Origin of the sequence: Paenibacillus sp. 2TAB26 (assembly GCF_052115145.1) — a bacterium.
GTDB lineage: Bacteria > Bacillota > Bacilli > Paenibacillales > Paenibacillaceae > Pristimantibacillus.
Genome location: NZ_JBFRGC010000010.1, coordinates 110,933 through 126,568, shown reverse-complemented (window position 1 = coordinate 126,568; position 15,636 = coordinate 110,933). Strand labels below are relative to the sequence as shown.

The following is a 15,636-nucleotide window of genomic DNA, read 5'->3' as shown; positions in this document are numbered from 1 at the left end:
CCGTTCATATTTCTCCAATACACTCAGTTCGATTCACATACAACTGATCGGAGGAATAGAAACGATGAGCTTTATTCAAGATGTTATCGATTCATTGAAATGGTTGACTGTCTGGGAAATGATTTTATGCGCGCTAAACTTATTTGTCTTGCTGAGGTATGCTTGGCCTTTTCTCAAAAATAACCGCTGGTTGGATTTTATACCGAGCACGGGTGTAATCATTGCGATTATTAGCCTTATGAATGGCGACGCCTCTTTACTGGCTCTGTTGATTTACTCCTCTACGGCCATCCTATTCTTAAGTACTGCGAGAAGAGTCTTTAAACCGGCCATTAAGCCGATGTCTTCGAAATTTCGCTTTGTCATGGTTATCGTTTGCGTCCTTTGTACCCTTCCTACGCTATTGGCATTAACCGTTGCGGGAGAAGTTCGATACAATCCGGTGAGCGATTTAAGCCATAAGAGCTATTCCAAAGCTTTTATCGCGATGAACGAAAGGTTGTCCGCCGAATACCCTTTCGGAGATTGGAAAAAAATCGATTGGGAAGCAAAGAAAAAGAAATACGAGCCTCTTTTCCTCGAAGCGGAAATCAACCATGATTCGAATCTCTACTATAAAACTTTAAGGGATTACCTTTTTTCTTTCCGCGATGGCCATATCGAAATTGCGAATGAACATCTGTACGACGATAATAACACGTTTAAAAATGAAGTCGGCGGCGGAGTTGGAATTAGCGCGGTTCAATTGGATAACGGCAAAGTATTGGTTAGCTTACTGTTAGCTGACAGCCCGGCTGACAAAAGCGGAATCAAGCTCGGAGCCGAAATCATTTCGTGGGACGGGAAAAACGTTCGGGAAGCATTGGACCAAACGTCCTGGAGCGAGAACCCGTCGGCAACCGAAGGCGATCAGATTCAAAATCAAGGGCGTTTCTTGGCAAGAGCTCCAATCGGCAAAGAAATTCAAGTCGAATTTCGGAATCGGGATGATGAAGCGAGCAAGACTGCGACGCTTACAGCCTACGACGATCAATACGAGACCTTGAGGAAAACGAAAATTAAGCTAAAAAAAGAAGATCCTCCCGTAGAAGGCGAGATCCTTCGGGAGGAATACGGGTACGTGAAGATCAGATATTTTCTTCCCGGAACAACACAATCCAATCCCGCGCAAGCGCTGGAAGACCAATTAAAAGAGTTTCTAGAGAAACGCGTAAAGGGAATCATCATCGATTTGCGGGATAATCCGGGCGGAGACGACGACCTTGTTGCCAAAATGGCAGGACATTTTGTGAACAAGAAGAAGATCTATGAATACGTCAGTTACTACAATCGAAATACGGGACGTTTTGAAATCAACCGTGCCGAAACCAGAACCGTTCATCCTTCGCGGATTTACTTTCCAGGGAAAATCGCCGTCCTCATTAATTCGAACACCGCTAGCTCAGGGGAAGGATTGCCTTTGTTCTTAAAAGGAATGCAAAATGTCAAGATTATCGGCTTTGCGTCCACGAACGGTTCGTTCGGAGTCGTGTCCGCTCCTATAGAGATGAAAATGCCGGGAGGATATATCGTGCGGTTCCCGGATGGCCGATCACTTAATCAAGACAAAACGATTCAAGGCGATAGCGATGAACGCGGATTTGGCGGAGCAACTCCCGATATCACGGTTCCGATGAACGAGCAAACATTTAAGATGAAATATATCGATGGGCAGGACGTGGAATTGAATTATGCATTGGCTTCTTTCAATGGCTAGTCGGCTACCTGAGAGCGAGTTCATCAACGACACATGTGGAGAGCCGTATCTCACTCATAAGGAAGTAGTATTTCAGAGCCGCAAAGTGAGATAATGATAAGATACAAGTTCAATAGAGAGTCAAGTGATTCTACCAATAATAAAAATGAGATGCCTGAATGAAGAAGGAGAAAAACAGATGACCATAATCGACAAATTAGCATCGTCACTTAACCGCAAAGACGAAGGTCCTAACCAGGAGCTGGCCAAATATATTGCCGATCGAGATGATAAAGGAGCTGTAATAGAACTAGTTGATAACTTGCATAACAATGACAAGAACATTCAAAGCGATTGCATTAAAGTTCTCTATGAGATAGGAGATCTGAGGCCATCTTTAATTGCTGAATACAGCAAAGAGTTCGTAACATTGCTTAATCATGGAAACAATCGACTTGTTTGGGGGGCTATGACAGCACTAAATGCGATAACTCTTGAAAATCCGGAAGTCATTTATTTATCACTTGAAAAAATTGTTGATATTACGGGCAAAGGTTCGGTAATCACCAAAGATCAAGGGGTAAATATTCTAATTAAACTTTGTTCGATCAAACCATATGCGGATCATGCATTCACATTACTCATCGAGCAGCTTAAGAAATGTCCGACCAATCAGCTTCCAATGTATGCGGAGAATGCAATATCCATCGTTAACGATAATAACAAAACCCTTTTCATAAAGACGCTTTCCTCACGACTGGGTGATATTGAAAAGGACACAAAACGAAAGCGAGTGGAGAAACTGATTAAGAAATTGAGTTGATTCTACCCTTTATGTAAGATGTGACAGTTGATAGAGTTCCGATATATTTATAAAATAATGAGGTTTAATAAAGGGCGAGGATTCAAGTTATGCCAAAAAACGATAATATGCTGGCCATTCTATGGATGCTGAATTCGGGCGTGAAAATGACTGCAAAACAAATATCAGAAAAGCTAGAAATAAATATACGAACAGTTTATCGGTATATTGATGCACTATGTGCCAGTGGAGTGCCTATAATATCCGACACAGGTCATAATGGCGGGTATAGCTTGCTGAATAATTTTATCAGAGCACCTCTGCTATTTGATATTGAAGAAAAAAAGGCACTCCTTCAAGCTGCTGTTTTTGCAAAAGAAGCCGGATACCCTTTGACTGAGGCATTAAGCAATGCGACTTCAAAATTGAAAATGTATTCGAATCAGGAGCAGGAAAGAATACTTAGCCGTCATTTAGCCGGATTTGAAGTTATTAACCGCATGGGAGATCCTTCTATTCAGCCGGTATTGGCGGAATTGGAGCAGGCAGTAGCAAACGAATTCTCTGTAGAAATTGATTATCGCACAAGCCATGAAGAACAACCCAAGAATAGGGTGATAGATCCCTATGGAATGGTTTACTGGAACAATAAATGGTATACTGTTGCATTTTGCCACTTAAGGAATGAGATCCGCAGCTTTCGGGCAGATCGGATTCTACAAATCAAGCGTACTCAAATCCTATTTAAGCGTTCCGAAGCTTTTTCGGCTCGAGAATTTTTTATGCAAAATCTGTTACCTGATTTAGTGGGCAAGGACGGATTAATTTCTTTAATTATCGGAGGCAGGTCAGAGGCATTGGATGACTTATGCTTACATTGGTTTTTGGGGCACCATCTGAAAGAGCGGTCATCAAATCAAGCAATCTTTTTACTTGAGGAAAAATCAATTCATCTATATGTCCCTTATTTTCTCCTATCCTACGGGAAATCCATTCAAGTAATCGAACCACAGAGTTTGAAGGAAAAACTTGTTGCTGTTACGTCGGAATTAATGGAATATTATCAACTTTAATAGCTTCACTGACAGCAGATGTCAGTGAAGCTATTTTATAATGATGATAATCATTAATTACCGATGGAGTGTTGGTATTACTTGATGAATTGTTAAATAAGGAGAACTTGCAAATGAATAATACGGAATATATAAAATTGATCGATTATGATCATTTAAAGGAGGAGTAAAAATGACTGAAAGCAGAGAGTATAGGGGAGTGTCAGGTAAATATACAAAGAATGGAACACCCAACGGCTGCACATCGATTACCCCATTTATAACAGTGAAGAATCCTTCTGAAGCAATAGAGTTTTATAAAACTGTTTTCAATGCAAGAGTTAAGGATATTACTGAATATCCTGATGGAAATGGCAATAAAATAATTGCTCATGCGGAATTAGATTTTGGAAATGGTTTTTTGCAGCTGGGAGCAGCGAATCCGGCGTATAAATTGGTCTTGCCGCCAGATGAAGACAATGCGTGTTATTCTTTAGGAATTTACGTAATTAATGTTGATCAGGCAATTGAAAATGCGGTAGCAAGAGGAGCAAAAATAAGGGAACCGGTTATAAACTTTGTTTCAGGTGATCGATTCGGAAGTATATTGGATCCTTTTGGAGTAAGATGGTCTATTATGACTAGGATTGAGGATTTGTCAGAAGAAGAAAGTAGTCGGAGGGTTGCTGAATGGGCCCAAAGCTTTAAGTAGAAGTTTACACGCTGCAACTAAATAAAGTACAAGAACTCATTTTGAATGTAAATAAAATGAGTTCTTGTACTTTATTTTTTTAAGATTGACTCTTGCTCAGAACGTATTCAACTAAACTTTCATCGCTCAGGTTCAAACATATTGAATATCTTCAGGATTTAATCGGTGGATTTATTATTTTTCGTTTTGAATCCAGACATACATGATGTCAGGATTCAAATGTCATGCTTTCAAACAGAGCAACAGAATTAGCAGCTAAATTCGAGGCTTTCCTTCTAGAGACTGAGCGCAAAATACATCGAACGAGGGAAGGTCATTTCTTTTGGATGGTATATGATGGAAAAACAGTGCAGCAATGGGGCGTTGCCTCCATAAGTTAACCGGTGAAACAACAAACTTCTAAAAAATAGGATACAAGGAGATGAAGGTAGTGAAAAAGTTAATCGATTTCAAAAATGTAACCAAAGAATACAACATAGGTGAAGTGACAATTAAGGCGCTAGCGGGTGTTGATTTTTCCATATCAGAGGGGGAATTCGTTGTCATTTTAGGTGCAAGCGGTGCCGGCAAAAGTACGATTTTGAACATACTTGGCGGAATGGATACAGCTACTTCTGGTCAAGTGTTTGTTGGTGACCATGAAATCACAAGATTAGGCGAAAAAAAATTAACAGAATATCGTGGTGAGAAGGTAGGTTTTGTATTTCAATTTTATAATTTGATTCCGAATTTAAACACGCTGGAGAATGTTGAATTTGCCACGGAAGTATGTAAAAACCATTTGGACGCTAAAGATATTTTACATAAAGTAGGATTAAAAGACCGAATCAAAAACTTCCCTTCCCAGTTGTCTGGAGGGGAACAGCAAAGAGTTGCTATCGCGAGAGCGGTTGCCAAAAATCCTTTACTGCTGCTTTGTGATGAGCCCACCGGAGCTTTGGATTATGTAACGGGCAAGTCTGTCTTGAAGCTTCTTCAAGATTTGAACAAAGATACGAAAAAATGCGTTGTTGTGGTCACACATAACTCTGCAATTGCTCCTATGGCTGATAAAGTCATAAAGGTTAAAAGCGGAAGGATAGAGAGCATCACTATAAATGAGGAAAAACAAAGTGTTGAAGGGATTGAGTGGTAATTATGAAATTATTACTGAAATCATTAAGGGATGTCAAACAATCTATAGGACAATTTATAGCTTTTGTTTTGGTTATCGCAGTAGGAGCTTTCTTCTATACGGGGCTTGTAACTTTGAGCGACAATCTTGGCGCGTATACGAAGGTTTATTTTAAAGAACATCATTTAAGCGATTTAAATGTATACTACAGCCAAATTTCAAGCGATGATGTGGCTCGTTTAAGTGAGATTGCAGGTATTCATAAAATAGAAGGACGGTATAGCTTTGATGCCACGCAAGCTTTTGAAGATTATAAAGCGATTTTGAAAATCCATTCAATTCCTGAAAAAAATGAAATAAATACGCCTACGATCATTACGGGCAATATCCCGTCAAAACAGGATGAAATTGTATTAGATTCCGCTTATGCCAAAGAACATCATTTTCAACTAGGTGATTCAATCAGTATTAGCAGCAATGGCAGAAGCTTTAATTTTACAATTAGCGGCTTGATTGAGAATGTTGAACATACTAAAAAGAACGAAACGCAGGACCATAAAACCAGCGGAATCGCTTATATTGGCGAAGAGACAATTCCTGCAATCGCAGACGGCTTTTACTATAATGAAGTCATGATTGAGGCTCAAGAGGGTTACGATATTGAAAAAATAGGTCAAACCATTGAGATTCAATCCAAACAGCTCTCTTATTTAACTCAAGAAAGTAAAGAACGGTCTTTCAATTACTCTCAATTAAATCAAACGATACATAATAATAAATTGATGAGTAAGGTTATACCTCTCGTTCTCTTTTTGATTGAAGCGGTTATTCTATTCCTTACGATGTCGAGAATTATAGATTCACAAAGAAATCAAGTAGGCATTATGAAAGCATTGGGTGTAAAAAACAGAAATATTATGCTTCATTATATGGGGTATCCTGTGCTGGCAAGCATCATAGGTTCTATCCTTGGCTATATCATATCCGCTATTGTATTTATTCCATTAATTACGGCGTCGAATGCTAGAGCTTACTCTATGCCTGACATTTCATTTACACTGTCATTATTTTCTATTATTCCTCCTATTATTTTCTCCAGCGCTTTTGGAATCCTGTCATGTTACTTTAGTGGCAGAACGATATTAAATGAACGTGCAGCCCAGGCGATGCGTCCTAAACCGCCAAAGAAGATGAAGAAGCTGCTCATTGAAAAAATTCCGGGTATTTGGAGCCGAATTTCCTATAGCCATAAGCTCATTTTGAGAAATATATTTTTAAATAAACAAAAAGCTTTAGCGAGCTCCGTTGGTGTTGTTGTAAGCACTGTTTTATTGATCACTGCATTTGGCACACAAATGTCTTTGGTGAAAGTGGCTGATCAAATTGAAGATGTGTATACCTATGATTTGAGAGTCGATTATGCGATAGGAACATCTTCTGATGCGATTAAACTCCCTTCCAATATTACTAAAAGCCATGGATTATCCACCTTTCCTGTTGCCTTTATAAAAGAGGATGTCAAAGAAAATGCCACATTAGTGGTTACGGAAAAAGAGAACGACCTTATTCATTACTTTGATGAAAATGATAAAAAAATTCGTTTAGAAAACAATGGTGTACTAATACCCAAATCTTACGCTGACAAGTATCAAATTGCAGAAGGCGATACGATCCAAATGGAATTTACAGCACCAGAGCTTAACCAAAAATCGGTGAACATGAAGGTTTTAAAAATATCTAATCAGTATTCGAATCCTTCGTTTTATAGCACACCCGAATATATGAATAGTTTAGGTATAGACTATCGCCCAACCTCGGTTTTAGTTAAAGCTAACAGCTCGGCGGATCTGACAAGCATTCGTAATTTCTTTGAGCAGGATCAACGTGTAGACACCATTGCAGATAAGAATGATCTAAAGAAATCCGCACAATATATTTTGAGGCAAAATAGTTTTGTATTTATTATGTTTATCATTTGTGCGGTCATACTCTCCTTTGGGGCTATTTATACGATATCTTCCATTAACATTTATGAAAGGATTCGTGAGCTTGCAACACTGAAGGTATTAGGCTATCAAAAAAATAAAATAAACCGGCTTATCTTCTCTGAAAATATCATTTTAACCGCCTTTGCGGTCATTGTAGCGTTACCGATCAGCGGCTATATCTACACCATTATTGTTCAGGCATTGTCGAGTCCCCATCAGCAAATCCCCGATAAATTAAACATAACGATCTTGTTAGTTTCTATTCTACTTGCGTTCTTACTTACTACGCTTTCTAATTTACTGCTTCGGCGAAAAGTTTCTCAAATTAATATGATTGAATCATTGAAAAGTATTGAATAAAACGTATAAAGCGTTTCACTAGGTAAGGTTTTCGAAAGCTTCACAGGGCATTTATGTTAAACACGCTATAGTTTAGCGTGTTTTTTTGTGCTGTGATACCTTTTGCTAATAACGAACTCAGAGGGGACAAATAGCTATAGAAGGATAATATTAAACGATTCCGTTTTCTACGAAGTTGAAATTAAAACCCATTTTCAAAGAATAAGAGATATTTATCCCTTAATAACATAATCAACCTTCTTTTTGGTTATAGATACACCTCGTACAATAAAGGGAGAAACATATCAGATACTCGCTTTACACCGCTTTTCCCCCCCGATTTTCTTTGTGCAATCTTCTTTTCTCATGTTCAAACGACTTAGCAGAACTATGATGTGACGGTTTTCCTTTGTTTTTATCCTTACTTTAGGAGGTGACTGGACAGAGTCTATTTGATATTCACTTATTGAAAGCGATTTCAAAATTGAAGGAAGAGGTGTATTTAAGAAATGGTACTAGGCGGAGCATCGGTACGAAAAAGTAGTGTTATTCTGTTGGTTGCTTTTCTCATCCTCTCATTGTTTTACTCCCTAGCATTTGGTGGACAGAAGGTAGAAGCAGCTTCAAATTCAAAGATAATCGGGTATTATCCCTCTTGGGGTGCCTATGGCAGAAATTACAATGTCATGGATATGGATGTTAGCAAAATAACTCATATTAACTATGCGTTTGCAGATATTTGTTGGAATGGCATTCACGGAAATTCAGATCCGACAGGGCCTAATCCCGTGACATGGGCTTGTCAGGACGAAGTTGGTACGATTAATGTGCCAAATGGGACAATCGTATTAGGCGATCCTTGGATCGACACAGGAAAAGCGTTCCCTGGGGATACGTGGGATAAGCCGATAAAGGGAAATATTGGGCAGCTTATTAAGCAGAAGCAAGCTAACCCTCATTTAAAAACAATTATTTCCGTCGGCGGATGGAGTTGGTCGAACCGATTCTCTGATGTTGCGGCCAGTACGGCCACAAGGGAGACATTCGCTAATTCAGCAGTAGACTTCCTGCGAAAATATCAATTCGATGGCGTTGATCTCGACTGGGAATATCCGGTGAGCGGAGGGTTAGCTGGCAATAGCGTGAGGGCTGCTGATAAGCAAAACTATACGCTGCTGCTTCAGAAGATTCGCGAGAAGCTTAATGCTGCGGGTGCGGCGGATGGTAAAACCTATTTGCTGACGATAGCATCAGGTGCAAGTCCGACGTATGCACAAAATACCGAGCTAGGCAATATTGCTGCGATTGTCGATTGGATCAACATTATGACATATGATTTCAACGGTGGCTGGCAAACCGTAAGCGCCCACAATGCTCCGCTGAATTATGACCCTGCAGCAGCAGCGGCGGGCGTTCCAAACGCAGCGACATATAACAGTGCGTCTGGCGTGCAAGGGCATTTGGATGCCGGTGTCCCAGCTAGTAAAATTGTGTTGGGAGTTCCTTTCTATGGTCGGGGCTGGGCCAATTGCGCRGCGGCYGGTAATGGGCAGTATCAAAGCTGCTCTGGCGTGCCTGCGGGTACATGGGAAGCGGGGTTATTTGATTATACAGATCTCGAAAACAACTACATTAATAAAAACGGCTACACAAGGTATTGGAATGATACAGCGAAGGTACCTTACTTATATAACGCTGTTAAACGTACTTTTATCTCCTACGATGATACAGAATCACTCGGCCACAAGACAGCCTTCATTCAAAGCAAAGGGCTGGGCGGTGCCATGTTCTGGGAGTTTAGCGGTGACCGAAACAAAGTTCTATTAAACAAGCTGGCGAGCGATTTGGCTGGATCCGGTAGTGCAGACATCATTGCGCCATCGGTACCGGGCAACCTTCAATCCACTGCAAAAACATCAAATAGTGTAACATTGGCTTGGGGTGCGTCCACTGACAACGTTGGCGTGACGGGTTATACCGTGACTTATGGTTCTACAAGCGTAAACGTCACGGGAACGAGCACAACAATTAGCGGTCTTGCTGCTAATACAGCCTATACGTTTACTGTAACAGCGAAGGATGCAGCTGGAAATATTTCGGGAGCGAGCAATGCACTTCCAGTAACGACGAATCCAGCTGCGGGTGATACAACCTCGCCAACAGCGCCAGCGAATCTTCAAGTCACAGCCAAAACATCCTCCAGCGTAAGTCTTTCATGGACGGCATCTACTGACAACGTTGGCGTGACGGGTTATACCGTGACTTATGGTTCTACCAACGTGAATGTCACGGGAACGAGCACAACAATTAGTGGTCTTGCTGCAAGTACGGCTTATACATTTACTGTAGTGGCGAAAGATGCCGCGGGCAATGTTTCGAACAGCACATCAGTAGCCGCTACGACTGATGCTAACGGTGGAACGGTAAGTGCTTGGGCACCTAATGTAAGCTACAAAGCAAACGACCTCGTTACTTACGGAGGCAAAACCTATTACTGTATTCAGCCTCATACGTCATTAGCTGGCTGGGAACCATCGAATGTGCCAGCACTATGGGGTTTGAAATAAGCAAGAGCAGCCGCCCTGCCTAAGGGCGGCTTTTTTTATTTTTTAAAGGCTAAATAAAGGAATAAAAAGATGATTATTTATTCAACTCAAATAGAATCATGGAAGGTAAACTAGCATGCGTGTCGAAAATAGAAGTTCACACTCCCAATCCTCATTTCCTCCTTATTATTTGCAGTCTCGCATTTGCAATACTATACATTAAACAAATTAAGTGTAAGGTTTATGTTCTTTGCTTTCATAGGTGGGATCATCCTCATGCAAAAATAAGAGGAAACATCTTCATATAAGGAGAAGCCATGATGAAAAATTGGAACGACTACTTGCTGAAGAGTAAAATGTTCATCGTCTTCTCCGCGGTATCGCTATTCATCGTCATGCTGACCTGTATTATTTTCTACTATAAAAATGTAAACGATATCAAAAATCAAACGTTATCGCTTTCCGACACGATTTCTCGGCAGTTCAGCCGAACCTTTGAGCTTTATATACAGGATATGGAGAAACTCTCTGTGTCCATTATTGGCGATCCAATTATTCAAGAAAGTTTAATTGATCATTACGGAATCCCGGAAGCCGTCACGCAGAACCAAATTGAACTGACGATTAACAAAAGGTTGTTCACTCATCTTCAGCCACGCCCTCAGCTCCAGAGCATTTATATTTTCACCACGGACGACATCGCATATTTTGTATCGAAGGCGGGGGGACCTAAGATAAGCTTCGATCTTCAAAGCGAGAGCTGGTATCAGAATCGGCTGGATATGCCCGGAGTCAAATTTCTGCTTCTTCCTGTCACAATAGAGAATACGGGCGGTGATCGTGAAGCTCAGGTGATATCCTTCGTACGGAACATCAGCCGCATTCCCTACCTTGATGTTTTGGGCTATATGAAAATTAATATTAACGTTAATGTCATCAAGGACATGCTCGTCAATTCCGACAGCAACGACGTTGAACGGAATATGAGAGCGTTCATCATTACCGATGAAGGCAGCGTCGTCTATGACGACAGGAATGAGCTGACGGGCACCAATGACACTGGAATTGATCTATCCATCTTCCAAAGCAATCATGAATCGAATGAGGTGGTGTGGAACGGTGTGAGCTATATTTATACAACTTCGAAATCCTCCTATACAAAATGGAATACGTTGATTCTGATTCCGAACGAATTCCTGTTGTCCAAGCAGAAACACTCTACTTATATTCTTTTTCTCGTTGGTCTGCTCGCGATGGGTCTAATTGCCTTCGTGTCCTATGTGCTGTCTTATCAGATGACGCTTCCGCTCCGTAATTTAATGAAAAAGATGGCGCGTGTCGAGCAGGGGGATTTAAGCCAGAGAATGGAGGTGACTGGCAACAATGAGATCGGCCGTCTGAGCCGTATCTACAACAACATGCTCGATAGTATTACACGCTTAATTAGCGAAGTGTACACATCCAAATTGGCGGAGAAGAATGCGCAGCTATCGGCACTGCAGGCGCAGATCAACCCTCATTTTTTGTATAACACGCTTAACATTATGAAGTCTATCAGCAGGGTTCGAGGCATCGAAGAGGTTGCGGAAATGGCAGAATCGCTGGCTGAGCTGTTCAAATACAGTATGACAAATCTTCATCATCCTATCCCGCTGCATGACGAGATGGAGCATATAAGCAATTACATGAATATTCAGCAGCATCGATTCGGCAATCGATTTGAGTTCAATATGGAAGTGCCGGAAGCGCTGCTGCAAGCATCGGTGCTGAAGCTTACCGTTCAGCCGCTAATTGAGAACGCAATCGTTCACGGACTGAGCAAGGTCAAGTCAGGCGGTCGAATCGACATTGCTGTTAAGAGGCTTGGCAGTGAACTGATTATCGAAGTGTCCGACAACGGCTGTGGTATTGAAGAGCAACGCATCCACATGTTGCGCCGAAGGTTGGAGAGAGTACAGGCGGTGGACGATTACGACGAGGAGGGGCAGGGGATAGGCCTGTCCAATATCGCACAGCGAATCAAGCTATTCCATGGTGTCAAATATGGAGTAGAGCTGATAAGTTCCCCTGACCGTGGAACGACGGTTAGGTTGACGTTCCCGTATGAACAATTCGTCAAGGTGAAGGGAGAGGCCGACTGATGAATATATTTTTGGTAGAAGACGAGCGGTGGGCGCTTGCGGAGCTCGAGGCCCTCTTTAAGCGATACGAGCCGCAGCATCGTGTGCTTGCGTTTGAGAACGGGGAAGATGCGCTGGAAGCAGCGAAATCCGTAGTCCCACATCTCGTGTTGACCGACATTACAATGCCGGGCATTGACGGTGTGGAGCTGCTGACCGAGCTTGGCCGCAGCCATCCTGACGTCAAAGGTATTATTCTCAGTGTCCATGACGATTTTGCTTATGCACAGCGGGGAATGCAAACGGGCGTGACGGACTACTTGCTGAAGCCAGTTAAGAAAGAGACGCTTTACAAGGCGGTTGACCGCTTGCTTGCGCGTGTTGAAGACGAGTCGCGCAGCCGGAGCGACCGTGTTGCGTGGTCACTTCTTCAGCGGCTGCTGGCGGCGGATGCGATGGAGCATGTTAAGCCAGCCGAAGCAGAGCAGCAGCGTATGTTCATGGTGCTGCTGCTTCTGGAGAACTGGGCATCGCCGCTTACTTGGAAGGATGCTGGGCTTGAGGCATCGGATATTCTCTCGCATTTCGGGAGCGTCTTGAACAAGGAGCGGGATAATCATTGCATTACGATTGACGGCCGCCGCAGAGTTCTGCTGCTGCCCGCTGGGAATGAAGCATTTACGCAGTCGCTAAAGACAAAGATTCAATCGTTCTTCCAATATGTGAATACCTATGGCATTCTTCTCCATGTGAGCTTCACAATAAAGAAAGAGAACGAGAGTCTGAATCGCAGCTTCATCCGCCTTGGCAAGCAGCTTGAAGAGCATTTGCGAATCGGCGAGCCGACCTTGGCATCACCGGATATGAAGCTGTCTGCGCCTGATATTTCTGAAATATGGGTAAAGGCGCGTGCACTGCAAGCACAGGTTAAAGCGGGCGATATGGCAAGAGGACGAGATACGATATCGCGTATCGTCAAGGGACTGCAGTACAAAGAGGTTACCCAAAAGCAGCTGGTGCAGTTTGCTAGCGATCTGTTTTATTCGTTGAAGTTCAATTTGCAAGCAGAATCATCGATTTTACTGCAGGAGGATATGAGCCTGCTGCACGAAGTGACCGACTATGAGCCAATCAAGGAATGGCTTACGGCAGCAGTATTCGGGATTGCAGGGAAACACACATCAAAGGAACAGAAGCCAAAAGGGCTCATTCCGGTGTTGATGAACTGGATTCATGCCAACTATCAAGGCGACCTTTCCCTTCAGCAGTTTGCTTCTGATCATCATGTCAGTCTTGGACATTTATCCAGATTGTTCAAAAGCCAAACTGGCTACACCTTCTCTGATTATGTGAGCGGCTACCGGATCAGCAAAGCAAAGGAGCTGCTAGCCGACGGCACGTCGCGTCCGTCTGAAGTCGGCGAGCTGGTAGGTTACGACGATGCCAAACATTTCTCTCATTTGTTTAAGAGAATAACAGGCGAAACACCGACCGCCTTCGCAAAACGCAAAATGAGCGAATGATCCAAGTGCAAGCAAGCAGTTAGACGACTTGCGGGCGATGCACTCTCGCAAGCTGGCTGTCTCCTCGCCCGAACCACTTCCTGTTGTTAAAAGGAAAAATTCCCCCCTTAAAATAGCAAATGAGCAGGTATTCATCAAAAACATTAACCCTTAGACTGAAAATACGAGGGAACCCGGGCCCTTGGAACGGAAGCTCGCTCTTTATGGAAGCGTATTCATCACATTGTAACTTACAGCATCAGTGATGCAAAAAAGAGGCAACGATGGACGGCTGCCGAAAGGAGCAAGGGTCCATGCCTACAAAGGGAGGCTGCAGAACGATGAAACGAACGACTAGCCAAACACTCGCATTTATGACAAGCGTGATGATGATCTTGTTGCTGCTCGCTGGATGCGGCAGCAGCAACAACACCCCCTCTGCGACGAAGAACAACACCGGCGCTGCGAACGGAAAAACGGACACAACAAGCGAACCTGCAGCGAAAACGACCTTAACGCTGATGGTAGGCAATTCAGGTACAACGCTCGAAGCGCTCAAGGCGGTTGCCACTGAAGCAGAGAAAAAGCTGAATATCACCATTGAGTATGATATCAAACCGGATGGCACGGAAGGCGACAACCTCGTCAAGACGCGCCTAGCAACAGGAGATATGTCCGACCTTCTCGTTTATAATACGGGCTCGCTGCTGAAGGCAGTTAATCCGGTGGATAACTTTCTCGACCTGACGAATGAATCGTTTATGGCGGACGTGCTTGATTCCTTTAAAACGGTAGTTACGGTCGATGGCAAGGTGTACGGCGCACCCGTCGGATCAAGCTCCGCAGGTGCGATACTTTACAATAAGAAGGTGTACGGCGAGCTCGGATTAACCGTCCCGCAAACATGGACCGAATTCATGGCGAACAATGAAAAGATCAAAGCTGCGGGCAAGACCGCTGTTATCGCGTCCTACAAGGATACTTGGACGTCCCAGCTGTTTGTTCTCGGTGATTACTACAACCTGCAGGCGCAGGTTCCGAATTTCGCAGACGATTACACGAACAACAAGGCGAAGTACGCAACGACACCAGCGGCACTGCGCAGCTTCGAAAAGACGGAGGAACCGTTTAAAGCTGGCTACATGAATAAGGACTTCCTAGCTACAACGTATGACGTTGCTTTGAAAATGCTTGCCGATGGTACAGGTGTACACTATCCGATGCTGACTAGCGCACTTGATTCCATCTTGCAAAATAGCCCAGACAAGATCAATGACATCGGCGTTTTCCCAATACCGAGCGACAGCGCAGATGTCAACGGACTGACGGTATGGATGCCGAGCGGTCTGTATATCAACAAGAACAGCAAGAAAGTAGAAGCCGCCAAGAAGTTCGCGGAATATTTCGTATCTAAGGAAGGCCAAGACATATTTGCCTCCAAAGTAAAAGCAGCAGGTCCCAATGTGATTAAAGGAATTGAGCTCCCTGACGATGCTTACGAGGGTGTCAAAGAAATGCAGAAATACTTCGATGAAGGCAAGACGGCACCTGCGCTGGAGTTCGTATCGCCGGTCAAAGGCCCGAACCTTGAGAACCTCACTGTCGCTGTTGGCAGCGGCATCATCTCCGCGCAGAAGGGCGCCGAGGATTATGACAAAGACGTACTGAAACAAGCGCAGCAGTTAAATCTACCGGGCTGGTAGAACGCCCGCCGCATGCGGGAATT

Annotated in this window: 11 protein-coding genes; all 11 read left to right on the top strand. The window is 43.1% G+C overall.

What is annotated here, in order from left to right; translation table 11 throughout:
* The first annotated feature begins 64 nt into the window (after window positions 1-64).
* The 11 genes from AB4Z50_RS13695 (at window position 65) to AB4Z50_RS13645 (ending at window position 15,613) form a co-directional block, all read left to right on the top strand.
* Window positions 65-1,756: a S41 family peptidase gene (locus AB4Z50_RS13695; protein ID WP_441879615.1), complete on the top strand. Its 1,692-nt coding sequence runs from the start codon at window positions 65-67 to the stop codon at window positions 1,754-1,756.
* 178 nt (window positions 1,757-1,934) lie between these two features.
* The gene (locus tag AB4Z50_RS13690) at window positions 1,935-2,558 is read left to right on the top strand and encodes a hypothetical protein (RefSeq protein WP_441879613.1); all 624 of its coding nucleotides are present in this window, start codon (window positions 1,935-1,937) and stop codon (window positions 2,556-2,558) included.
* Window positions 2,559-2,647: 89 nt separating this feature from the next.
* On the top strand, window positions 2,648-3,610 hold the full coding sequence (locus AB4Z50_RS13685) for a helix-turn-helix transcriptional regulator (RefSeq protein WP_441879611.1): 963 nt from the start codon (window positions 2,648-2,650) through the stop codon (window positions 3,608-3,610).
* Window positions 3,611-3,782: 172 nt separating this feature from the next.
* Window positions 3,783-4,301: a VOC family protein gene (locus tag AB4Z50_RS13680; RefSeq protein WP_441879609.1), complete on the top strand. Its 519-nt coding sequence runs from the start codon at window positions 3,783-3,785 to the stop codon at window positions 4,299-4,301.
* A gap of 224 nt (window positions 4,302-4,525) precedes the next feature.
* Window positions 4,526-4,681, top strand: a complete 156-nt coding sequence (locus AB4Z50_RS13675; protein WP_441879607.1) for a hypothetical protein — start codon at window positions 4,526-4,528, stop codon at window positions 4,679-4,681.
* A gap of 50 nt (window positions 4,682-4,731) precedes the next feature.
* On the top strand, window positions 4,732-5,436 hold the full coding sequence (locus AB4Z50_RS13670; RefSeq protein ID WP_441879605.1) for an ABC transporter ATP-binding protein: 705 nt from the start codon (window positions 4,732-4,734) through the stop codon (window positions 5,434-5,436).
* 2 nt (window positions 5,437-5,438) lie between these two features.
* Window positions 5,439-7,763: an ABC transporter permease gene (locus AB4Z50_RS13665; protein ID WP_441879603.1), complete on the top strand. Its 2,325-nt coding sequence runs from the start codon at window positions 5,439-5,441 to the stop codon at window positions 7,761-7,763.
* A gap of 488 nt (window positions 7,764-8,251) precedes the next feature.
* Window positions 8,252-10,309: a glycosyl hydrolase family 18 protein gene (locus tag AB4Z50_RS13660; RefSeq protein ID WP_441879601.1), complete on the top strand. Its 2,058-nt coding sequence runs from the start codon at window positions 8,252-8,254 to the stop codon at window positions 10,307-10,309.
* Window positions 10,310-10,608: 299 nt separating this feature from the next.
* Window positions 10,609-12,429: a sensor histidine kinase gene (locus tag AB4Z50_RS13655; RefSeq protein WP_441879599.1), complete on the top strand. Its 1,821-nt coding sequence runs from the start codon at window positions 10,609-10,611 to the stop codon at window positions 12,427-12,429.
* Window positions 12,429-13,931 (top strand): response regulator transcription factor, encoded by a 1,503-nt coding sequence (locus tag AB4Z50_RS13650; RefSeq protein ID WP_441879597.1) that lies wholly within the window; start codon window positions 12,429-12,431, stop codon window positions 13,929-13,931. The genes AB4Z50_RS13655 and AB4Z50_RS13650 overlap by 1 nt, the downstream gene beginning before the upstream one ends.
* A 320-nt stretch (window positions 13,932-14,251) precedes the next feature.
* Window positions 14,252-15,613, top strand: coding sequence for an ABC transporter substrate-binding protein (locus tag AB4Z50_RS13645; protein ID WP_441879595.1), 1,362 nt, complete (start codon window positions 14,252-14,254; stop codon window positions 15,611-15,613).
* Window positions 15,614-15,636: the final 23 nt, after the last annotated feature.

What these genes read in the sequence shown, in the direction of transcription:
- AB4Z50_RS13695 (WP_441879615.1), top strand. Translation starts at nt 65, where the DNA reads ATGAGCTTTATTCAAGATGTTATCGATTCATTGAAATGGTTGACTGTC.
- AB4Z50_RS13690 (WP_441879613.1), top strand. Translation starts at nt 1,935, where the DNA reads ATGACCATAATCGACAAATTAGCATCGTCACTTAACCGCAAAGACGAA.
- AB4Z50_RS13685 (WP_441879611.1), top strand. Translation starts at nt 2,648, where the DNA reads ATGCCAAAAAACGATAATATGCTGGCCATTCTATGGATGCTGAATTCG.
- AB4Z50_RS13680 (WP_441879609.1), top strand. Translation starts at nt 3,783, where the DNA reads ATGACTGAAAGCAGAGAGTATAGGGGAGTGTCAGGTAAATATACAAAG.
- AB4Z50_RS13675 (WP_441879607.1), top strand. Translation starts at nt 4,526, where the DNA reads ATGCTTTCAAACAGAGCAACAGAATTAGCAGCTAAATTCGAGGCTTTC.
- AB4Z50_RS13665 (WP_441879603.1), top strand. Translation starts at nt 5,439, where the DNA reads ATGAAATTATTACTGAAATCATTAAGGGATGTCAAACAATCTATAGGA.
- AB4Z50_RS13655 (WP_441879599.1), top strand. Translation starts at nt 10,609, where the DNA reads ATGAAAAATTGGAACGACTACTTGCTGAAGAGTAAAATGTTCATCGTC.
- AB4Z50_RS13650 (WP_441879597.1), top strand. Translation starts at nt 12,429, where the DNA reads ATGAATATATTTTTGGTAGAAGACGAGCGGTGGGCGCTTGCGGAGCTC.
- AB4Z50_RS13645 (WP_441879595.1), top strand. Translation starts at nt 14,252, where the DNA reads ATGAAACGAACGACTAGCCAAACACTCGCATTTATGACAAGCGTGATG.